This is a genomic window from Prevotella lacticifex, assembly GCF_019973375.1.
GTDB lineage: Bacteria > Bacteroidota > Bacteroidia > Bacteroidales > Bacteroidaceae > Prevotella > Prevotella lacticifex.
The window spans coordinates 842,635-866,016 of sequence record NZ_BPTV01000002.1; the positions used below are offsets into that span (position 1 = coordinate 842,635).

At 51.4% G+C, this 23,382-nt stretch carries 10 protein-coding genes and 1 pseudogene; 5 read left to right on the forward strand and 6 right to left on the reverse strand.

Annotated elements, in window-relative coordinates; genetic code table 11:
• The first annotated feature begins 824 nt into the window (after positions 1–824).
• Entirely contained in the window at positions 825–1,037 is a 213-nt protein-coding gene (locus LDN30_RS13700; protein WP_223927305.1) for a PG1828 family lipoprotein, read from the forward strand.
• A gap of 466 nt (positions 1,038–1,503) precedes the next feature.
• Here LDN30_RS13700 and htpG read toward each other — a convergent pair whose 3' ends face one another.
• The 5 genes and pseudogenes from htpG to LDN30_RS16595 form a co-directional block, all read right to left on the reverse strand.
• On the reverse strand, positions 1,504–3,561 hold the full coding sequence (gene htpG, locus LDN30_RS13705) for a molecular chaperone HtpG (protein ID WP_223929867.1): 2,058 nt from the start codon (positions 3,559–3,561) through the stop codon (positions 1,504–1,506).
• Between the two features lie 2,174 nt (positions 3,562–5,735).
• Positions 5,736–7,031 carry an L-cysteine desulfidase family protein gene (locus LDN30_RS13710; RefSeq protein ID WP_223929929.1) on the reverse strand — a complete coding sequence of 432 codons (1,296 nt, stop codon included), beginning with the start codon at positions 7,029–7,031 and terminating at the stop codon, positions 5,736–5,738.
• An 864-nt stretch (positions 7,032–7,895) separates the two neighbouring features.
• A complete protein-coding gene (locus tag LDN30_RS13715) occupies positions 7,896–9,230 on the reverse strand; it encodes an ATP-binding protein (RefSeq protein WP_223929870.1) in 1,335 nt (444 codons plus the stop codon).
• Positions 9,231–9,898: 668 nt separating this feature from the next.
• A complete protein-coding gene (locus LDN30_RS13720; protein ID WP_223929872.1) occupies positions 9,899–11,353 on the reverse strand; it encodes a Na+/H+ antiporter NhaC family protein in 1,455 nt (484 codons plus the stop codon).
• 792 nt (positions 11,354–12,145) lie between these two features.
• Positions 12,146–12,415 (reverse strand): annotated as a pseudogene (locus tag LDN30_RS16595) (IS1634 family transposase); the annotation flags it as partial.
• 158 nt (positions 12,416–12,573) lie between these two features.
• On the opposite strand from LDN30_RS16595, the gene LDN30_RS13730 reads away from it, so the two are divergent.
• The 3 genes from LDN30_RS13730 (at position 12,574) to LDN30_RS13740 (ending at position 15,345) form a co-directional block, all read left to right on the forward strand.
• Entirely contained in the window at positions 12,574–12,816 is a 243-nt protein-coding gene (locus LDN30_RS13730) for a hypothetical protein (RefSeq protein ID WP_223929876.1), read from the forward strand.
• Between the two features lie 926 nt (positions 12,817–13,742).
• Positions 13,743–14,351, forward strand: coding sequence for a DUF6088 family protein (locus LDN30_RS13735; protein ID WP_223929878.1), 609 nt, complete (start codon positions 13,743–13,745; stop codon positions 14,349–14,351).
• On the forward strand, positions 14,344–15,345 hold the full coding sequence (locus LDN30_RS13740; RefSeq protein ID WP_223929879.1) for a nucleotidyl transferase AbiEii/AbiGii toxin family protein: 1,002 nt from the start codon (positions 14,344–14,346) through the stop codon (positions 15,343–15,345). The genes LDN30_RS13735 and LDN30_RS13740 overlap by 8 nt, the downstream gene beginning before the upstream one ends.
• An 831-nt stretch (positions 15,346–16,176) precedes the next feature.
• Here the strand turns inward: LDN30_RS13740 and LDN30_RS13745 are convergent.
• On the reverse strand, positions 16,177–17,304 hold the full coding sequence (locus tag LDN30_RS13745; protein ID WP_223929881.1) for an AAA family ATPase: 1,128 nt from the start codon (positions 17,302–17,304) through the stop codon (positions 16,177–16,179).
• Between the two features lie 1,524 nt (positions 17,305–18,828).
• Here LDN30_RS13745 and LDN30_RS13750 point away from each other — a divergent pair.
• The gene (locus LDN30_RS13750) at positions 18,829–23,379 is read left to right on the forward strand and encodes a rhamnogalacturonan lyase family protein (RefSeq protein WP_223929883.1); all 4,551 of its coding nucleotides are present in this window, start codon (positions 18,829–18,831) and stop codon (positions 23,377–23,379) included.
• The last annotated feature ends 3 nt before the right edge of the window (positions 23,380–23,382 follow it).

A 23,382-nucleotide genomic window follows, 5' to 3' on the forward strand; every position in this document is an offset into this window, starting at 1 on the left:
TTATTCGTTTTCTCGGCATTTGCTGCCGTTTATTCTCATTTGTTGCAAAAGTACGAATTATTTTTTTATTCCGCCACATTTTGATAATCTTTAACCTTTTGAGTGTCAGCGGTAACTATCGTTGAATGAAGTTGAAATCTTGTGGCCCGCTGTTTCAAGTTTTTTGCAATTCCTTCTCTCGCCGATTCCGTGGATTCCATAACGGACAAGCAGCGCAGTGCCGCTTGCCCGTTATTTGCGGACCGTCCCTGCAACCGATTATCGTTTATTCCCGTTGTTCCGTATATCGGGTGCGCGTTAATGATTCACTTGCAGGGGCGGCCTTTATGGCAGTCCGCTCGGTAGCCAGATCGAAACTCAGCATTTTTTCGGTTAATTAGGGCAACAAATCGGTCACCCTATATATAATAATGTGTAGAGCCACCTCTGAGCAGAATCCATCGGGAATCATATTCTCGGCGGCCTGCGGTCGCTGTCCGTTCGTCGCGGCTCTCCGCCGTTGCTCTTGCCTATGGTCAGAGGCCATAAGACACACCGGCACTCGCCTTCCATCTACTTCGCCTCTCCTTCGGACCATGGTTCATCATCTGCCGGCACCACTTAAAAGTGTTAAAAATCGGTTTTTTGAGGGGCTGTGAGGGGGCACGGAGAACTTTAACTTTTGTTAGCAGTTTGCAATAGGTTGATTATCAAGCTATTACAAAAAGGTTACAAAAGAGGCTAAAAAAAATATGAAAAAATATTTTGGGTCTCGAAAAAAACGTATACCTTTGCAGTGTTTTAATAAACAAATGATTGTTTTACAGATTTAAAAAGCAAAGAAAATGAAGAAATTAGTTTTAATGTTCGTAGCTGTTGCAGCTATCTCTTTCGCATCTTGTGGTAACTCTTCAAAGGCTGACGCTAATGCTGATTCTACAGCAGACACAGCAGCAGTCGTTGACAGCGCAGCTGATTCTACAGCTGACAGCACCGCTACTGACAGCGCAGCAGCTCCTGCAGACAGCGCAGCAGCTCCAGCAGACAGCGCTAAGTAATCTTAGCTCTACGAACTGAAAAAAAGAGAGAAAGGACCCCTGGCTCTAACGAGTCAGGGGTTTTCTCGTATCTGTACCCAGCTGATGCAGCTCTGGTTAACCGTTGCTGCCGCCTCGTGTGTCCTCTTTCGCCTCCCGCTGCCGTCGTGTGGGCTCTGTCCCGCGTGTGCCCTCTTTTGCCTCCAGCCGCCTCGTGTGTCCTCTTTTGTCTCCCGCTGCCGTCGTGTGGGCTCTGTTGTCCCGCGTGTGCCCTCTTTTGCCTCCAGCCGCCTCGTGTGTCCTCTTTCGCCTCCCGCTGCCGTCGTGTGGGCTCTGTTGTCGTGTGCGGCGGGTTACAACCCGCCGTTGCCTTCGGGTACCCTCCACACCACGCAAAAAGGCCGGAACCTCAGCAGCTGCTTTTGCTGCATGAGGCTCCGGCCTTCGTTAATCGCGGTTGGCGTGGCGCCAGGCTCGGGTTGTCGCTTTATCCAATCATGTCCACCGACCGCTTGAGGAAGGCATCGAGGGCCTTGCCTTTGAGCATGCCGTTCTGGAGCAGTGCCAGGTCGATGAGCTCGTGGACCACCTTATTGTCCTTGGCGTGGGAGGCGATGATGTCGTTCTTCTTCTGGCGCAGGTCGTTGACGGCCTTCTCGGTGTTCTGCAGGTCGTCTTTTTCCTCCTTCGTTATCTCCTCGGCCTTCTTCTTGCTCTGACTCTGATGGAGGGCGGCGAGACGGGCCTGCTGACCCTTGAGCTCGCTGCTGACGGGCTTGAGCTCGCCCTCGGTGGCCTTGCTCTCCTCGTCGAGGACCTTCTTGACGAGCTTGTGGTCGGCGTTGAGGACCACCGTATAGGTGTCGGGCATCTGACCGTAGAAGCTCATACCCTGCTGATACTTACTGATATCCTTCATACGGCGCATGTACTCGTTCTCGGTGAGGACGACGGGCTGCGCGTTCTCGCCGAGGTTGCTGACCTCGACACCGAACTCTTTCTTCTCCATGGCTGGCATCTGACTGCGGAAGACCTGTGACAGAATGTCACGCTCATCGTCAGTGAGGGTGCTCTTAGGGGCATCGTCCTTGACGATAAGGCGGTCGATGATGTCGGAATCGACACGTACGAAGCGGCTCTGCGAGAATTTCTGCTCGAGGAGCGAGATTACAGGCACGTCGAGTTGACCGTCGAGCATCAGCACGCTGTAGCCCTTGCTCTTGGCGGCCTCGATGTAGGTGTACTGGTCCTCCTTGTTTGTGGCGTAGAGATAGACGACCACCTTGTCCTTGTCGGTCTGGTTGCCCTCGATGAGCTTGCGGTACTCCTCGAAGCTGTAGTACTTGCCCTCGGTGTCCTTCATCAGTGCGAAATCCTTGGCACGGTCGTAGAAAGTCTCTGGCTCAGAGAGCATTCCGTAGTTGATGAAGAGTTTGATGTCGTCCCATTTCTTCTCAAATTCCTTTCTGTCGCTCTTGAAGATTCCCTGCAGGCGGTCGGCGACCTTCTTCTCGATGTATGTCGAAATCTTCTTCACGTTAGAGTCGCTCTGCAGATAGCTGCGGCTGACATTCAGCGGGATGTCCGGCGAGTCGATGACACCGTGGAGCAGGGTGAGGAAGTCGGGGACGATACCCTCGACGTGGTCGGTGACAAATACCTGGTTCGAGTAGAGCTGAATCTTGTTGCGCTGGAGGTCGAGATTGCTCTTCACCTTCGGGAAATAGAGTATTCCGGTGAGGTGGAACGGATAGTCGACGTTGAGGTGAATCCAGAACAGCGGGTCGTCGTTCATCGGGAAGAGGGTGTGGTAGAACTTCTTATAGTCGTCGTCCTTTAGCGTGCTCGGTGTCTTTGTCCACAGCGGCTCCACACTGTTGATGATGTTGTCCTCGTCGGTGTCGACCTGCTTGCCGTCCTTCCACTCCGTCTTCTTGCCGAAGGCTATTGGCACGGGCATGAACTTACAGTATTTGTTGAGCAGGTCGCTAATGCGCTGTTTCTCAAGGAATTCCTTGCAGTCGTCGGCGATATACAGGATGATGTCGGTACCGCGGTCGGCTTTGTCGGCATCGTCGATGGTGAACGACGGTGTGCCGTCGCACGACCACTTCACGGCCTTCGAGCCTTCCTTATAGCTGCGGGTGACGATTTCGACCTTCTTCGACACCATGAACGACGAGTAGAAACCGAGACCGAAGTGTCCGATGATGGCATCGGCCTTGTCCTTATATTTCTCCATGAAATCGGTGACACCGGAGAACGCTATCTGGTTGATATACTTGTCGATCTCGTCGGCTGTCATACCGATACCGCGGTCGCTGATTGTCAGCGTGCCGGCTTTCTCGTCGAGGCTCACGTGGATGGTGAGGTCGCCGGCATCGCCCTTGAAATCGCCCTGGCGGATGAGCGTTTTCAGCTTTTGTGTGGCGTCGACGGCATTGCTGACCATCTCGCGGAGGAAGATCTCGTGGTCAGAGTAAAGGAATTTCTTGATGACAGGGAAGATATTCTCTGTCGTTACACCTATATTACCTTGTTGCATATCTTTGATTTTAATTATTTATATTCTGCCGGGGTGTATGCAAAAAATATGCCAAACGGCACGGACCCGGGGACCGTTAGCGTCTTTTGGCATAATCCATGGCCATAATGTGATTGTTGCCGTCAGCGTTCAGCGGATAAATATCGGGGGGATAACGTGGGTGCGAGGACATCTGAATAAAGAGATTGCAGAGATTCGGACAGCCGTGTTATATTTATCCATTATTTGCAGTTGTCCTTTTGCTCTACATAATGCAACCCGCTGATAATAAGACTCTTGCAGCACTCAGCCGCCGTAGGGGTGGGGTTTATCCCCACCCTACCAATAGCGGACAAGAATCACGGTAGATACCCGCAGCGACGGACGGCCTTTATGAGCAGCCCGACAAAGGGATCATTAACGCGCAAATGGATTACTGCAAAATACGTTGGTAATCAATGTGCTGCATTCATCCGCCGAAGGGGTGGGGGTTATCCCCACCTGTTGCCATAAAAGAATTATACCTCCCCCACTACCAGCCCCGACGGGGCTGAATCGTCAATAACCCCGGACTAAACAAGCGATAGCGAGTGCAGTCCGGGGAAAGGAATGCAGTAGGATTAATCATTCAGTGCCTCGAAGACGCACAATAGCACGGAGTGCGCAAAAGCATGTGTTTTCTGCGCGTTCCGCTATTCAACCTCTTCGAGGCTGGTCGTGGATTTCTTGCGATCACTTTCTACCCCAGACTGCTGTCGCTGCGCTCCCTCAGTCTGGGGTTATTGAGAATTAAGTCCCGTCGGGGCTTTGCGTTAGCAGAAAAAATCACACACGTTGCAGTAGGATGGGGATAAATCCCAGCTACTAACTGCGTGGCATTTACTTTATTTCTCGTCCGCAGCTGCAACAATGGGGATAAAGTCAGACTGACATCCTATGTAAACCATTGATTATAAGCCTCTTGCAGCACTCTGCCACCGTCGGGGTGGGGTTTATCCCCATCCTCGCAGCTGCGGGGCAGCTACTTTATTTTTCATCCATTGCTGCAGAGTATCTACCTTAATTCTTGCCCGCAGTTAGTAGGGTGGGGATAAACCCCACCCCTACGGAGGATGTGTGCAACACATTGATAGCCAATGCGTTGTTAACGTTAACCCTTTGTAGGGACGGGTGTGTAAGGTTTAGGTCCTTCTGCGTTTATATTATATTCTCTGCCACTGACAGCCCCGTCGGGGCTTTGTGTTGCCAGAGTAAAAACCGCGGCGTCAGCTGTTTTTCTGGTTTTCCTTGCCGTGATGCAAGCCTGAGGAACGAAGGCTGTTTCTTCCCGGTGCCGACGGGTAGAAGCTTGCTTCGAAGCAAGTAGGCACAGGGAAGAAACATAGGGCGCAGCCCTTGCATCACGGCAAGGGTTTTTCTTGTTTTTGTCAAATAGGAATACGCATTGTCTGTGATTCGTTGGCGCAGACTTTGCGCTCTTTGCGGCTTTGCGAGAGGGAATCATTACGGCAAGGGTTTTGCTTGTTTTTGTCGGAAAGGAATACACACTCTTCGTGATTCGTTGGCGCAGACTTTGCGCTCTTTGCGGCTTTGCGAGAGGAATTCACCCGCGTGGCAATAGTATGTGGGATAACTCTACGCCTATAGTTATGTGCTGCAAACATCAGCACATCAATGTTTTACAAAGAAATTGCGGGGTCTGCAATTATTATGATATTATCTCCTTGAAAAGGTATCACTCTGACAGAGATTCTTTGTGGAAATTTCTTTACATCCTTCCGAATCATATCATTTTGGCTTTCAAAACGGTACATTTCACTTTGCGAAATGTACCGTTTTGCGTTGTAAAACGAACCGTTTTGCAACGCAAAATGATATATATTTATAACCCACATATAATCAGCACTGTGCAACCAACGAACGATGAATAATGCGATGTGAATTATTATTACATTCCATTGGCTGGATTCTCTTGTCGTTCCGCGCTCCACCAAATAATGAAACGACAAAATCTCTCTCGTCCCTTCGTGCTCCTCCAAAATGATTTTGGCTGATGGGACGATTAAATCTCTTGTCGACCCGCACTGCTCCAAATAATGAATTGGCCAATTATCTTGTTGCTCCGCGCTCCTCCAAAATGATTTTGGCTGATGGAACCCCCACATCTTTTGTCGCGTGCCGGGCCTCGGTGCGTTCTATTTCTTGCGGTGTGTCTTGTGGGTCATGATGTCGAGGATAAACTTGTCGGTGGTGTCCATGCCGCGGGTGCCGATGGATGCGAGGTTGCGGATGCTCTGGTCGACATCGTCGTCGATGATTCCCTCCACCGATGTGACGTTGCGGTGCTCGATGGCGAGCATGGCACTCATCACGCCCGTGCCCACGCCCGTGGTCATCTTCAGGGCGCACGACGGTTTTGCTCCGTCGCAGATCATTCCCGTGACGTTGGCAATCATATTCTGTACGGCAAAGCTCACCTCGTTGTATCCCCCGCCCATAAGATAGGTGATGCCGCAGCTGCTGCCTGTGGCGGCGACGACGCATCCGCAGAGGGCCGACAGCGGACCGAGGTTCTGCTTGATGTATATCGCCGTAAGGTTGCTGAGTATCAGGGCCCTGATGAGTTCCTCCTCGGTGTTGTGGTTCTCCTCGGCATATACCACCACGGGCATCGTCGTACAGATTCCCTGGTTGCCCGATCCGCTGTTGCTCATCACCGGAATCATCGCCCCGGCCATGCGCGCGTCGCAGGCGCAGCTCGTCCGGGCAAGGATATGCGAGAAGATGCTGTCGCCCATGATGCCCTTTCCCAAGGGTGAGCAGAGTGTCTTGCCGAGTTCGTGACCGTAGTTCTCGCGCAGTCCCTCGTTGGCGGCGGCCTCGTTCAGCCGTCGGGCGTCGAGGATGAACCGCAGGTCGTCGACATCGGTCTGCATGGCAAAGTCGTAGACCTTACGCAGCGTGAGCTCCACGCCACCGTTCTCTATGGCGGCAGCCTCACAGCCTTTGCGGTCGAGGAGCACGTCGGCGTCGCGGCGGAGGAAGACGAAATTGGTGTGACCGCCCCGGATAGTGGCCTCGGCATCGTGGCCGTCGGCACTGACAACGGCGTTGATGAAGAGCTTGTCCTTGTCGGTGGTCTCAAGTTGGATGTTGATGCGGCCTTCGTCGATGAACTTCCGGCCCTGCGCCACAGCTTTCTTGTTGCAGTCGCGGAGCACCTCCAGTCCGAGGTCGGCGCGCCCGATAAGTGCACCGAGGGCCACGGCTATTGGCAGTCCTATCATCCCGGTACCGGGAATGCCCACGCCCATGGCGTTCTTGAGGATGTTTGCACTGAGATGGAGGGTGACGCTCTCGGGAACGGCACCGAGGGTGGCCCGCGCCTTAGCCACGCAGAGGGCCACGGCAATGGGCTCCGTACAGCCTATTGCCGGCACGACCTGCGAGCGGATGAGGTCGATGATGGCTTTGCGTTCGTGTTTTGAAATCATCGTAATGTTCTTTTTATCAGTTTCTTAGGTGTTGTTTTCCCTCCCGCCTTTAACCAACAATCAACTGATCGTAGCCTCGATAGATGGATTGCCACCTCGATTGACAGTTTTCCATCTGGATTGGCAGATTTCCATCTCGATTGGTGGATTATCGCCTTTGTTGACGGATTTCCATCTCAGTTGACGGATTTTTACCTTGATTGACAGTTTTCCATCTGGATTGGCAGATTTCCATCTCGATTGGTGGATTATCGCCTTTGTTGGCAGATTATCATCCCAATAGATGTATGGTCGGTCGCCTTCGTTGACGGATTATCGCCGGCAGAAAGGATTGTAATGCAAAAGTACATCATTCCGCGTCAACAGCCAAACAGTCGGCGCATAATTTTTCCATTTTTATTCTCTTCCCGAATATTCGTAGTATTTTGTGCGATCATCAACAATCTTTGTGTAAGTCGATGCCCTGAGAAGGGATTGCATAGTCAATGTGCTGATAATGAAATTGTTGCAGTAACATGTAGATAATGAATTTGTTGCAGCTTGTACCCTGCAACCGCCCATCGCCTTATACCTATTGATCTGAATCTCGTGTGCGCGTTAATGACCCATTTGCAGGGGCGGCCTTTATGGCCGTCCGGTCGGTCGTCAGACCGATTCTCTGCAATTTCTTAGAAAGGCATCGAACCCTACCTATCCGCCCCTGCAAACGACCATCGCTTTTTGGGCGCAGATCTCGGACGGTTCCTAACCCTGCCCGCCAGCACTCTGCAACTGTATTGCGTCGGCAATGTGCTGATAATGAAATTGTTACCCCATACCCTCTGCAACACATGGATAGACGTTGGGATGCCTGGTCATTAATCATAGAAATGGAACCATGTATACCGGCAGGAGGATAGTGTTGCCGTCCCGTTCAAAATCTTTTGTATATACGAGAATCGGAACTTTTACCCTCTCCGAGAACTTCTTGCAGAACGCATCTAATGACGCATGAGTCCTATAGCCTGACGACTTCACTTCAATTGGACATATCTTATTGCCGCTGGATATCAGAAAATCAATCTCGTATCGGTGCTTATCGTCTTTTGCCCACGTATAATAGAAGAGCTTGTTGCCCGAGGCTATAAGCATCTGAGCCACAAGATTTTCGTAGACATAACCTAAGTTGGCAGCGAGCTTGTCGCTGAGCAACTTCTGATAGATGACGTTCTCCGTGAAGTCCTTGTCCCAGAAAGCCATCGTAACAAAAAGTCCCGTGTCGGCCACGTAGAGCTTGTACCGCGAAGTGTCCCTTGTCAGTTCCATCCCCACATTGGGATCGTCAGTATGGTATACCACATCGACAGTCTTGCTTTCGGCTAATGCACTGAGCAGGTCGCTCTCGGCCTTTGCCGTCTGTGAGCCGATGGTCTGGGAGGGCAGATAGCGTGATACATTGCGGCTGAGCTGCCCGGGTATCGACATGAACATTTGGGCAGCATTGCCGGAGGGGTCTATCTTGTGGAAATCCTCCTGATAGAGCGTTATGATGCGCCGTTTTACCCTGTCCACCTTGCTGAGGTCGTTGGTCGAGATATATTCCTCCACGGCCTGCGGCATCCCGCCAACCAACATATATAGTCGGAGCAACCGCTGGATGTTGCGGTGGGCAGCTCCCAATGGCTTTTTCAATTCCCAAAACTTACGAAGGATGTCCACCGTATCATTGTCGCCGACAGCCCATCTGAATTCTTCGAAATCCATAGGATGCATCGTTATTCTGTCCTCTTCGCTGGGAATGGTGATATTTTCCGTATTCTTCCGGATGCTGATAAGTGAGCCCGTCTCTATATAATCGTACCGTCCGTCAGCAACAAGATACTTGATGGCCTGTCGAGCTTTGGGGCAATTCTGTACCTCGTCGAACACGATTACCGATTTCCTCTTTGTCAGTGAGGTGTGGTAACTGGCTTGGAGGGTCAGAAATATATAGTCGAGGTCGGTAAGGTCGTCAAATAGCATCTTCGTCTCGCGCGAGGCTTGGTTGAAGTCGATGAGTATATAGGATTCGTACTGGTCGCGCGCGAACTGCTCCACGATGGTTGATTTTCCAACACGCCGCGCACCTTCCACTAAGACTGCCGACTTGCCGTGGCTGTCGTCTTTCCACTTTAATAACGCATCGTATATCTTACGCCGAAAAAATCTTCTTTCCATAGCCCTTTCGCATCTTTGATTTCACGTGCAAATATACCAATATTTTCTGTTCCCCCAAAATTTTTTAGGGCAAAAATAGGGATTCCCCCGAAATTTTATTTGCCTGAATTAGCCATTCCCCCGAAATTTTATTTGCCCGAATTGGCCATTCCCCCGAAATTTTATTTACTCGAATTGGTCATTCCCCCGAAATTTTATTGCTCCAATATTGCTATTTCCCCGAAATTTAATTAAACAGATTTTTATAGCGATACCCTGCAGCTGCGAGGATGGGGACAAACCCCACCCCTACGGCGGAAGAGTGCTGCAAGCGTCTTATTATCAGCGTTTTGCATATTTATGCTTAGGGGCCGTCCGATACTTGCGGGCATAAAGCGATGAGCCTTTGTTAGGTGCGAGTAGACAGGGTTAAGGGTGGTCTGAATGAATGGCAGAGATTCGGTCTTCCGACCGACCGGACGGCCCCTAACCCTGCCTACCCGCCCTTGCAGATGCATCATTAACGCACACAAGGATTATGTTAACAACACGTTGGTAATCAATGTGTTGCACGCATCCGCCGTAGGGGCGGGGTTTATCCCCGTCCTACCAGCAACGGACAAGATACAAAGCAAATATTACCTTTGCGTCAACGGATTGCGGGGGACTGGCATCCGTAGCGGAACGGGTTATCCCTTTGCAACCTTATATATCTTGTACCCCGTGGCGGCAACGATGATGCTCGTCAGCGGGGCGAGGATATTGAAGAAACAATAGGGTAGGTAGGTGAGCGTGGGCACATTGAGGACCGTCGACTGGGTCATGCCGCAGGTGCTCCAGGGGATGAGGACCGAGGTGACGGTGCTGGAGTCCTCGATGCTCCGGCTGAGCAGCCGCGGCTCGTAGCCCTCCTTGCGGTATATCTCGCCGAACATGCTGGCATTGAGCATGATAGAGAGAAACTGGTCGGCGGCAGTGGCGTTGAAGAAGATGCCGGAGACGACCGTTGAGGCCACCAGTCCCACCCGTGTCCTGGTGAGCGGAATGACGAGGCTGACGATATTGGCGAGCATCCCGCTGGCTTTCAGTACCCCTCCGAAGCAGATGGCGCAGAGGATTATCCATACCGTATTGAGCATGCCGGCCATACCGCGGGTGGCCAAAAGGGCGTTGACGGGGGCAAATCCGCTGTCGACGGACGTGGAACCGAAACAGCTCACCATAGCACCCTTGAAGAGGATTACCGCCGACGGGACCGTTCCCGGTGCTGCCGCATTGGCTACTCCGCTGACCTCGGCGAGCACCTGGGGCTGGAAGATGACGGCAAAGACGATGGCGAGCACCGACGAGGCGAAGAGAACGATGATGGCGGGCAGCTTCTTATATATCATCGCACCGGTGGCCACGGGTACGAGGAGGAGCCACGGACTGAGGTCGAATTTCGACGACAGGGCCGTGGTGAACGCCGTCGTGTCTATCGATGCCGCTGAGGGCGAGAGGAATCCTGCCGTGAGGAAGATGAGCAGTGTGATGGTGAACGCCGGTACCGTCGTGATGGTCATATATTTAATATGTGTGAAGAGGGGAGTGCCGCAGAGCGAGGAGGCCAGGACGGTGGTGTCGGAGAGTGGCGACATCTTATCGCCGAAATATGCGCCGGAGAGTATGGCTCCCGCCGTCCACCCGTCGCTGAAGCCTTCGGCCTTGCCGATGCCCATCAGAGCCACGCCGATGGTGGCCACGGTGGTCCACGAGCTACCGGTCATTACCGAGACGATGGCGCTGATGAGGCAGCTCGTGATGAGGAAGACGTGGGGGTTGATGATCTGCATGCCGTAGTAGATGAGCATGGGCACGATGCCGCTGACCATCCACGTGCCCGACAACAGTCCGATGAGCAGGAGGATGACAATGGGCGAGCCTATGCTGCCGATGGAATGGTTGATTTCGGCCTCGAGGGTCTTCCACGACTTATGAAAGAAGAGGATGGCTATGAGAACGGCGATGCCCGTAGAGACGATGAGCACCAACTGACTGGGCCCCGACAGTGCGTCGATGCCGTAAACGCGGATGACCACTGCCAAGAAGACTATCAGAAAGGCCACCGGCGTGATGGAGAGGATGTATTTACGAATATTCTTCATACTTGCTAATTATGTTGCAAAATTACGAATAAAACCCCGAAAAGGCGACAAAGTCAGCCAGTAATCCGCCAATTAATCTGTATCGTAAAAGTTCATAAAAGCCCGAAAAACCGCAAAGAACACAAAGACTGCGCCAACAACACGGAAAAATCCTTGCGGAATCTTTGCGCCCTTAGCGGCTTGGCGAGGAATCTTTGGTAATTCTCTGCCACGAGAAAGCCCCGACGGGGCTGTCAGTGGCAGAGAATATAATATAAACGCAGACGGACCTAAACCTTACACACCCGTCCCTACAAAGGGCTAACGTTAACAACACATTGGTTATCAATGTGTTGCACCTATCCACCGTAGGGGCTGGGTTTATCCCAGCCCTACTAACTGCGGGCAAGAATTAAGGTAGATACTCTGCAGCAATGGATGAAAAATAAAGTAGCTGCCCACGCAGCTGCGAGGATGGGGATAAACCCCACCCCTACGGTGGCAGAGTGCTGCAAGAGTCTTATAATCAATGTTTTACATAGGATGTCAGTCTGACTTTATCCCCATTGTCGCAGTTGCGGACGAGAAATAAGGTAAATGCCCGCAGTTAGTAGCTGGGGGTTATCCCCATCCTACTTCAACGTGGGTGTTTTTTTCTGTCTGCCAACACAAAGCCCCGACGGGGCTGGAAGAGGCAGAGGTATAATTCTTTTCCTGACTTTAGCGTTGCGTCACCCCAAATCTCCTACATGTCAAATAAAAGGCTTGATTTGCCCCTGCTCCCGGCTTTAGCGTTGCGTCACCCTAAATCTCCTACATGTCAAATAAAGGCTTGATTTGCCCCTGCTCGTCGGTCAGAAATAAGGTTTTATTGATGATTTTATCGTTGGGCAGCTTTACATAGACGGTTGGAATCGTCTTGGCTATCTTTAGTACCTTGTCTACACTCATGTGTATGCCATATGATGGCAGCAGCCTCTGCAATTCCTTATATACCTTGTAAGCAATGAAGCAAATGCAGACATGCGCTTCGATACGTCTTTCGGTAAAATGAAACATAGGTCTCATCTCCAAATGGCCTTGCTGATTCTAAAGAAGTTATGTAAAGCTTTACATAACGTTTTCAGAGTCCTTAAAACGATCTGGATATCAGACCGGTATACCACAAAAGCGATGAAAGCATCAAGGCCCATCTTCATCTGGCCATCCTCGCCTATTGGGTCGTATCCACTGCAAGATACATGTTGCGCAAGGGAGGCATCAAGGCGGAATGGTGGTCGCTGCGGCCTGTCATGCACAAGCAGACAGTAGCCACCAGCACAGCCAGTCTGAGCAACGGAGAAAAGATTGCAGTAAGAAAATGCAGCGAGCCGGAAGATGATTTACTACAGATATATGACATGCTCAAGGTCGGCCACATTCCGATAAAGGCAAGAAAATTTGTGTGGACCCCAAAAGCGGATATCAAAAAAAACGAGTCCTGAAGATCAGAGGGTTAGCTGAAATATAGCTGCAATGTGGGCTTAAAAAGTTGTATTGTTTAGATGTGCAGAAACGTGAACTGACTATGCCCACGTTCTGAATTGAAGATCCTGAGAAAACCCATAGCACGAATGTAGTAATAGCAGCCCACGCTAAGCGTGAGAACCACTATGCCATCCTTGTGCTATATTTGAAAGTTTCTCAGGTTTTCAATTCACAAGATAAGCATAACACTTCTTCTTTTTTCCACGATGTCTTGACTCAGATTGCTCCAAGTCACCGCAAATATAACAAAATCTTAATGAAGTGCAATGCTTTTTGAGACTTTTTTATCTGTAAAGAAAAATAAAGAAAGGAAGTTTGAATAAGTAAAAGAAGCTATGTTTCCATGCTCTTTGACCTTGCTATATACGGAGTAAACAATATCAAATTCTATGTAATCCCTTGTAATTACATAGCCAACAACATCTACAGTTTCTTGTTTTGAATTTCACCTGAATTTCACGAGAAGGCAAACTAAAGAGGCTGTGTCGTAATTGAGTTTTACGGTGCAGCCTCTTTTTTTAGTGTCATACGGTTCTGATATTTTTCAGGCTACTAATTTTTGTTGATTCTTCCCCAAAATTCGGTTTACAGGCAGCGGAAGCAACGTTACGCGCATAAATAGGGCAAAATGGAGCTGTTTTCCCCTATTGTGAGTTTGTGTTACAAATATGGAAATTCTTGCATGGCATCAGGCTTGAAGGTGTGTGATATGCGCTAAGCTACTTGACTTCTCATTCATTCCTTCCGCTGTTTGAAAAGTTTGTGTTCTGATGATTCTCTTGGTAAAATTGTGTTTTGTTCAAAAGTTATTGTGAAAAACTAATATAATATTTGCTATTGTCGAAAATATATCGTAAATTTGCGACAAAATAAATAGAAAAATATGAAAGAAAACATTGGTAAACAGATTGTTAGTAGAATGAAGAAGTGCGGAAGAGGTTCTATCTTCTTTCCGAGCAGCTTTACGGCTTATGGTGACATCAAGTCTGTCTCCAAGTCTTTGGAGCGGTTGACCAATGACTCATTCATAATAAGGTTGGCTAATGGCATCTATTTATATCCGAAGATAGACAAGGAACTTGGACTGGGCGTATTATATCCGTCTGTCGAAGACGTTGCCTTGCAGGTTGCAAAGAGGGACAGAGCACACATTGCGCCGACCGGTGCTTATGCCATGAACCTTCTCGGGCTGTCTACCCAGGTACCAATGAACGTGGTATTCCTAACAGATGGCTCGCCAAGGAAGATAAGGCTCGGTAACAACAGAATCATAACGTTCAAGCATACAGTTCCCAAAAACCTTTCTTTCACGAACAAGACAGCCCAGTTGTCAACATTCGCTTTGAAGGAGATAGGCCAAAGTAATGTCAAAGAAGAGCATCTGAAAGCACTGAGACAAGTATTCTCAACCATCAACGAGAAATCCATAGAGGCTGATTATAAGCTGATGCCCGCATGGATTAGAAAAATAATAAAGAGCTTCTATGAATAGTTATTTTGAATTACGTGACGACCAAAAGAAGATGGTAATCACACAGACTGCAAATAAAATTGGACTACCCGTACAAGCTGTTGAAAAGGACTTATGGGTTTCCACCATACTCAAAGTAGTGTTTACGCTCCCTTTTGCGGACAAACTTGTCTTCAAAGGCGGAACATCATTGAGTAAGGTCTATCACCTCATTCACCGAATGTCTGAAGACATAGACCTCGCTATAGACCGAAGTTTCTTCGGGCTGTCTGGTGACCTAACAAAGAGGCAGACAAAAAAGTTGCGGAAGCAGTCATCACTTTTCGTCAGGGATGAATTTGCAAGTCAGTTGGAAGATAAACTGAAAGAATACGGACTGGACAAATATCTTACCGTAGAACCTGAGCCTGACGGTGAAGGTGACAATACTTATCCGGAGCCACGGAAGATTCATATCAAATACAATGCACTCTTTAGTGGGCCGTCGTATCTAAATCCGGAGGTGATGTTGGAAATCGGCTCCCGTTCCCTTTTTGAGCCTACTGAGATAGCGAGGGTATCAAGTCTTGTGAGTTCTTATTTCCCTCAGGTGAACACTGATGTTGCTGACACTGATATACGAACAGCCAAAGCCGAAAAGACTTTTCTTGAAAAAGCATTTCTGCTCCATGAGATGTTCACAACGGACAGAGCACATATCGCAGACAGAAAATCGCGTCACTTGTATGACCTTGAAAAAATGATGGACGAGCCGTTCGCCATTAATGGCATCAACGACGATGACTTGTGGAATACCATAGCGCACCATCGGGAGGTATTTACCAGCATTCATGGCGTTGATTACACTCCAGACATTCGAAAGAGAATAAAGCTAACTCCACCGGAAGAATGTCTTGACGTATGGAAGAAAGATTATGAGGCAATGCAGCTCTCGATGATTTATGGTGATTCGCTTCCTTTTAACAAATTGCTGGAGCGCATGGAAGAACTTGAAAGCAGATTCCATAGCATATAAGTTGTCGGTTGTGTGGTGGGATTTGCCACTGCGGAGGAGGATAAAAACCGCAGATTCCTTTGGCACAATAGAACCATTTAATGATCTCTTTGCAGGGGCGGCATGTCCGTTGTTTGTATGTTGGGTGTGCGTTAATGATTCCCTTGCAGGGGCGGCATGTCCGTTGTTTGTATGTTGGGTGTGCGTTAATGATTCCCTTGCAGGGGCGGCATGTCCGTTGTCTGTATGTTGGGTGTGCGTTAATGATCCCTTGCAGGGGCGGCATGTCCGTTGTCTGTATGTTGGGTGTGCGTTAATGATCCCTTTGCAGGGGCGGCCATTATGGCCGTCCGGTCGGTCGTCAGACCGAATAAACGTATTCATTTGCCTATTCGAGGCAAGTGGATTACGTTAGCAACTTATTGGTTAACAATGTGTTGCATACATCCACCGTAGGGGCGGGGTTTATCCCCGTCCTACCAGCTGCGGACGAGAATTAGGGTTGATGCCCCACAGCTGCGAGGATGGGGATAACCCCCACCCCTACTGGCAGAGTGCCGCAAATATCTTAATATCAGCGGTTTGCATTGGATATTGGACGGAATAGAGACCGCAAAAAATGCAGAGATTCGGTCTGACGACCGACCGGACGGCCATAAAGACCGCCCCTGCAGAGGGGTCGTTCTGGTAATGCGCTGATAGCGAATGTATTGCAGACATACACGGTGGGGGCTGGTTTTCCCCACACTTATTGCCACGTCGGTGATTTTCCTCTCGCAAAGGCGCGGAGACAGCAAATGCAGCGCTTATATTTGGCATTAGAAAATCATTGAGAAATCATGGCTAATGAATTCATTTGATGATCGTTTTCTTTATCCAGAGTTTGAAAATGGGATCGCTGATGAAAATCTTGTCGCTGTCGGTATCGATGAACTCTTTTGTTAGGAGCGACTTTTTTATTCCCTGCACGTTTGCCGATGATACCAGTCCATACTTCTGAATGACGTTCTTTGTCGTCAGTCCGGTGTCGACACCGTCGGCCAAAGCCACGAGGAATCTCAGCTGCAGTTCTGTCAGTGCCTCAATGTCGCGCTGAAAGAACACCTTGTTCTGTTCCAGTAAGTCATTGACGGCCTCGTCGATCATCTCGTCCTTTACGTTGGTTTCGGCTTTGTACCATATAATCCATGCCATCTGCTGGACGTAGGAAGATAGATTGTCCGTGATCCCGCATATCCGCTCAGCCTGCTCCGTGGTGATTGTTTTGCCTGTAGCGGCGAATTGTCGTGTGATGAATGGCACCCATTCGGTAGTCGGTATTTTCTTCAGAAACATTATATCGCCGAATTTATAGAGAGGTTTGGAGGAGTCGCTGAACATGCTTTCCATCATGTGCATCTTGCTGCCGAACAGGCAGTAAGTGGTATTCTGCTGGTGCTGCCATACGGATCGCACTTTCCTTTGGAAATTCACCGGATCGCCGAAGAGGTCAATCTGCTGGAACTCATCAAAGCATACGACGACGCGGATGCCTTTCCTCTCGGCGATCTTCTCGGGGAGTTGCAGAATCTCGATGTCCGTGTCATCTTTGGGATTCCATTCGAATGACACCGAAAAGTCGTTCAGAGGGTCGGTGCCAAATGAGAATTTAGGAGTTATATTCGACAGAAACCTCTTGCCGTTCTCTATCCATTCATCGAGTTTTGAGGATGTCTGCTTGATAACCTCATTGGCCAACAGGTGATAGAAAGCCTCTTCCGACTTACAATAGAACATGTCGACAAGTACGAACTTGACATCATCGCGCTTGTTGCCGGCAATCACCTTCTTCACGAGTGAGGTCTTGCCCCATCGGCGTGGGGATATGAGGATGGTGTTGATGCCATGGGTTAGATTGGCCTCAAGTCGCCTTGTCTCTTCTTTGCGGTCGGTGAAGTAATTGCCCGTCACCGACTTACCGAATACAAAAGGATTTTTCATATTTCGATTGTTTTGTTCCGATATCCTCGACAAAGGTAATAAAAATATTTTTAGTAACAATGTTTTTACTAAAATGTTTTTTAGTCAATGCGTGTAAAAGAGGGATATCTCCCGGTGGGGTGGTCCGTAAGAAGAGGATGCAGAGATTCGGCCTGACGACCGACCGGACGGCCCCTAACCCTACCTGTCCGCCCCTGCCAATGGTTCACTTCGAAAATCCGCTGATAATTAATGTGTTGCACGCATCCGCGAAGAGGTGGGGGTTATCCCCATCCTACTGCCACGCATGTGATTTCCTCTCGCAAAGCCGCAAAGAACGCTAAGCCAGGAAGTGGCATATTGTTCCGACAAAAACCGGAAAAAACCTTGCCGTGATGCAATGGCTTCGCCCTATGTTTCTTCCCTGCGCCGATTTGCTTCGAAGCAAGCTTCGGCAAGTCGGCACAGGGAAGAAATAGCCTTCGTTCCTCAGGCTTGCATCACGGCAAGGAAAACCGGAAAAACCGCTGACGCCGCATGGATTGCTGCACCTTCATAAAATCTACTTGCATCACACAGTCACCTCATGCAGAACGATATATGCAACACGCTGATAATTAACACGTTGCTGCGTTCGTCCAAGTAGGGGTGGGGTTTATCCCCATCCTACTGCCACGTGGGTGATTCCCTCTCGCCAAGCCTCTAAGAACGCTAAGCCAGGAAATGGAATCTCTTTCCGACAAAAACCAGGAAAACCCTTGCTGTGATGCAATGGCTTCGCCCTATGTTTCTTCCCTGCGCCGACTTGCTTCGAAGCAAGCTTCGGCCCGCCGGCACCAGAAAGAAACAGCCTTCGTTCCTCAGGCTTGCATCACGGCAAGGAAAACCGGAAAAACAGCTGACGCCGCGATTTTTACTCAGCCAACGCAAAGCCCCGACGGCTTGAAATTGGTGAAGTGCTCTCCATCCCTGTAGATCGCGATTTTTACTCAGCCAACGCAAAGCCCCGTCGGGGCTGTCAGCGGCTATGTATAATTCTTTCGTGGCAATATGATGAGGCCACAATCAACACCTACTGGATTGGCGTTCCAGCCTGTGCCCAATTGAGCTGCACAGCGCGGTTGCAAGGTGCGGATAGGCAGGGTTAAGGGCCGTCCAAAAACAAAAATATCAGACCGAATAAGAAACGTATTAATTTGCCTTTTTGAGGCAAACGGACTGAGTAAAAACCGCGGCGTCAGCGGTTTTCCCGGTTTTTGTCAGAAAAAGATGCCATTTCCTGATAAGGGCGATTTCACAGAGTTGCTGATTGATGTATTTTTGTCGGAACAAAATGCCATTTCCTGACTTTGCGGGCTTTGCGGCTTTGCGAGAGGAAATCACCTGCGTGGCAGTAGGGTGGGGATAAACCCCATCCCACTTTCTTATTTGAATTCTGACTTTTTACTCTTATTTTTGCGCAATCACTTGCAATCGGCTTAATAATGTATTATCTTTGCAAGCAGAAATATCAATCCTACTCAAACCAATTTACTAAGTACTAAGATGAAGCATAAGATTTTCCTGGCGGCGGCAATGTCGTTGATAATGTCGGCACCAGCATCGGCTCAGAGGTTTATGGACAAGCTCGACAGAGGACTCGTCGCCGTGAAAACGACCGACGGCGTCTACTGCTCGTGGCGTATTCTCGGAGAGGAATACTATGGAGTGAAATACAATCTGTACCGCGACGGCGTGAAGGTCAACAGCACACCGCTGACGGTCAGCAACTATACCGACGCTGCCGGCACGGCCTCCAGCACCTATACGGTGAGGGCTGTCGTCAACGGCTTGGAGCAGACGGCTACGGGCACGGCCACAAAGGTGCTCAGCACTAACGGCAACGGATTCGGATACCTCGAGATTCCGCGTCCAAAGCGCTACTCGGTGAAGGACGGCACCGACATCACCGATACCTTTGAGCCCAACGACGCCACCGTGGCTGATGTCGACGGCGACGGACAGATGGAACTCATTGTGAAACAGTGGAGTAAGCCCAACAGTGCCAACTATGCCGGTCCCGACTACGACCGCATAGAGGTCTTCAAGCTCGACGGCACACTGCTGTGGTGGATAGACTGCGGTCCGAACCTCTGGGACTTCCAGCACAACGAGACGAATATCGCCGCCTACGACTGGGACGAGGACGGCAAGGCCGAGTGCATCATGCGCGCTGCCGACGGAACGACGATTCACGCTGCCGACGGCAAGACCTATGTCATCGGCGACCCTACGAAGAGCTACCGCTCCAACCTCGGCTCCGGCGGCTCCGGCGAGCAGTTCGTACACGAGGGTGCCGAATTCCTGCTGTATATGAACGGCGCAACGGGCGTACCTTATAATATAGGTCCGGCCGAGCACCCCACCTACATGGATTATCCGCTGAAACGCCTCGAGGACGGCGAGACCGACCTCAACGCGGCTTGGGGCGACAGCTACGGCCACCGTTCATCGAAGAATTTCTTCGGTGCACCGTATTTCGACGGCCGCAACCCGAGCATCTTCCTCGCACGCGGTATCTACACCCGACATAAGATGATTGCCCTCGATGTCGACAAGGCCACTCATAAGCTCAACACGCGGTGGAGATGGAATTGCAACACACCGGGAAGTATCTGGTACGGAGAGGGTTACCACAACTATGCCGTTGCCGATGTCGACTGGGACGGCCGCGACGAGATAGTCTTCGGATCGATGGTCATCGACGATAACGGTCACGGACTGTCGTCGACGGGCCTCGGCCACGGCGATGCCGAGCATGTGGGCGACTACAACCCCTATGTCCACGGTGAGGAAATCTTCGCCTGCAACGAGACGCAGCCATCCAACAACTACCGCGATGCCACAACATCGAAGATTTACTACCGTCTGGCCGGTGGTGGCGACGACGGCCGTTCGATGATGGGCAATTTCACGAACAAATATCCCGGAGCCATCGGCACATCGGGCCACGACACGCCTATCAGCGCGGTCACGAGCCAGCATGTCACGGCCCCAACGCCGAGTCTGAACTTCCGCATCTACTGGGACGGCGACCTCCTCGACGAGGGTCTCAACGGCCAGGACCTGCGCAACTCCGTGTTCATCATCCGCAACTACGACCAGAACAAGCAGTGGTCGCTGTCGGGATCGCTGACAAACAACGACACCAAGGCCACACCATGCTTCCAGGGCGACATCTTCGGCGACTGGCGTGAAGAGGTCGTGGCGCGTACCGCCGACGGCAATATCCGCATCTACACCTCAACGATACCTACCCAGTACCGCATTCCTACCCTGCTCTCCGACAAGCAGTACCGCAACGCGATGGTATGGCAGATGAACGGCTACAACCAGCCGCCGGCAGTGAGCTACTTCCTCGGCGAGCTTGAGGGCATCACCCAGGCACCACCAGCCGAGACAAACAACGGCCGCGAGGAGATCAGCAACGGTGCCACCATCGGCAAGGGCTACGACGGCAAGCAGATTCTCATGGCCGAAACCGGCAATATGACCGTCAGCGTGGCCGACGGTGCAGCACCGGAGGTGTTCTTCGACAATGCTCCTACATGGGTACAGGGCCACGACGACAACGATAATATCACCACAACGACATACACCCACACCCTCACCGGCGGTGCTTTCGGCGGTGCCATGCGCCTGACAAAGCAGGGCGACGGTGTGCTCGTGCTGCCGACGGTGGAACAGAAATATTCCGGAAATACCGATATCTGGGCCGGAACGGTGAACTTCGACGGTACGATGAGCAACAGTGCAGTATGGCTCAACCGCCTGACAACCCTCAACAGCCATAACGGTCACTTCGCCAAGGGCATCAAAGCCGACTACGGAGCTACCATCAACGTGGGCGGAACGAAGGAGAAGGGTACCCTCACCACCGACTCACTGAACCTCGGTTTCGGGTCTATCCTCGGCTTCAAGGTTTATGCCGACGGCACATGCGACTCGCTGACGGCCAACGTGTTAAAGCTCGAGAAGAAAGTATGGCCTAACGGCAACGGCCCTGAGTATGATGCTCCGCGCATCCACGTCACCGCTGTCGACAGCATACGTCCCGGTGAGTACACTATCGGTAAGGTCGGAAAGATTGACGGCAACCTCGCCGACGTTAAGATTTCGGGTCTCGAGGGCCATAAAGCCTCTCTGAAATACGAGGACGGACAGCTCAAGCTCGTCGTCGCCGAGATGCGCAATGCCGGCAGCGTCGAGTGGACAGGCAGCGTCGACGGCGAATGGGATCTTGCCGACAAGGAGAACTTCCGCTCGGCCGACGGCTCCGACGTCTTCGTCACCGGCGATACCGTGACATTCAACGACAATGCCACGAACACCAATGTGAAGATTACCGAGCCCGTACAGCCGAAGGCTATCATCTTCGACAACAATACCAAGGACTACACCCTCTCCGGTGCCGCTGTCACCGGCGAGTCGCAGATAACGAAGAAGGGCGACGCCGCTTTGACAATAAATAATGTCAGCGACTTCACCGGCAGCGTGAGCCTCAACGGCGGCACTACGAAGATCGCTGCCCTCGGTCTCGCTGATGGTGTCAACAACGGTCCTTTCGGCTACTACACCAACCGCGTGACGATCAACGGAGGCACACTCGCGCCGCAGGCATCGTTCACCACATCGCATCCGTTCGCCATCGGGGCCAACGGCGGCACCATCGACGTACCGGCAGGAGTGACGATGACGATGGGCAACGCCCTCACCGGCGACGGCAACACGCTGACTAAGAACGGCGACGGACAGCTCACCATGCCGGGCACGGTGGCCTTCGACAAGCTCATCGTCAACGGCGGTACCGTACAGGCCAGCGAGAGCGCCAATGTCCACGCCTACCCGACAACGGTGGTCCTCAACGGCGGTATCCTCCGCGATCCCGACAATTTCTACTCTTACTCGTCGAACCGCACGAACATCCAGGTGCCTGCCGACGCTACCGCAGAGTGGTATCTCGACGGCCGTTGCGACTACTACGGGTCGATTTCGGGAGCCGGCAACCTGACCGTCTACGCACGCAGCAGCCGCAACAGATGGCACGGCAATACGACAAACTTCACCGGTGCGCTGACCATCGCTGGCAGCAAGAGCGGTTCCTACGACCCGCAGTTCGACTTCTACGGCAATACGAACCTCAGCCGCGCGGCTGTAACCATCTCTGTGGCAGCCAACAACAACGGCAATGTCATCCAGCTCGGAAACCTCAAGGGCAACGCCACCCTCAGCGGTAAAGGCACATGGCAGATTGGCGCCCTCGGAGATGATATCGTATTCAACGGTACCGTCAGCGGCGGAAAGATAACAAAGGTCGGCGACGGCGTGTGGACAATGTCGAAGCAGATGACCGATGTCAGCGACAACGTACAGGTCAACGGCGGTGCGCTGAACCTCACCAACCAGTCGACATCGTCGATGTATTTCGGCAATCATGATGTCGTAGCTGCCAACGGCGGCGTAATAGCAGGAATGGGCTACGTCCACGCCGTCAACGTCAACGACGGCGGAACACTCTATCCCGGCAACTACAACCAGAGCATCAAGAACGGCACGTTCACCACGAAGAGCGGTGTGTACTGCTATCCGGGCTCTACGCTGAAGATGTTTGTGCGCCACAACAACAGCGCGGCCTTCCGCGGCACTAAGCTGAAGGTGGGAGCAACGCTCCGCGTCAACGGCGATATCGTCGTCGAGGGCTACAACAATATGCAGGGTGTCAAGGACGGTGAGGAGTTTACCCTCTGGACGGCCGACGCCTTCGACGGAACACCGACGAATATCATCCTTCCCGAGCTGCCCGCAGGATTCGAGTGGGACACCACCGGACTGCTCAAGGCCACGGGTGTCATCAAGGTGGTAGCCTCGACGACGGGCATCAACGCCCTGCCGGCTGCCGGCGAGTTCAGCGGTGCCGTCTACAACCTTGCCGGAGTGAAGATTTCCGACATCACCACGACACGCGCCAACGTCGAGAAAGACATCCGCAGCATCGCCGGTCCGGGTGCCTACATCGTCCGCACGGGCAAGACCGCTGCGAAGATCGTCATCAAATAACTG

Coding starts and splice junctions, on each gene's coding strand:
- LDN30_RS13700 (WP_223927305.1), top strand. CDS start 825: ATGAAGAAATTAGTTTTAATGTTCGTAGCTGTTGCAGCTATCTCTTTC.
- htpG (WP_223929867.1), bottom strand. CDS start 3,561: ATGCAACAAGGTAATATAGGTGTAACGACAGAGAATATCTTCCCTGTC.
- LDN30_RS13715 (WP_223929870.1), bottom strand. CDS start 9,230: ATGGAAAGAAGATTTTTTCGGCGTAAGATATACGATGCGTTATTAAAG.
- LDN30_RS13720 (WP_223929872.1), bottom strand. CDS start 11,353: ATGAAGAATATTCGTAAATACATCCTCTCCATCACGCCGGTGGCCTTT.
- LDN30_RS13730 (WP_223929876.1), top strand. CDS start 12,574: ATGTTGCGCAAGGGAGGCATCAAGGCGGAATGGTGGTCGCTGCGGCCT.
- LDN30_RS13735 (WP_223929878.1), top strand. CDS start 13,743: ATGAAAGAAAACATTGGTAAACAGATTGTTAGTAGAATGAAGAAGTGC.
- LDN30_RS13740 (WP_223929879.1), top strand. CDS start 14,344: ATGAATAGTTATTTTGAATTACGTGACGACCAAAAGAAGATGGTAATC.
- LDN30_RS13745 (WP_223929881.1), bottom strand. CDS start 17,304: ATGAAAAATCCTTTTGTATTCGGTAAGTCGGTGACGGGCAATTACTTC.
- LDN30_RS13750 (WP_223929883.1), top strand. CDS start 18,829: ATGAAGCATAAGATTTTCCTGGCGGCGGCAATGTCGTTGATAATGTCG.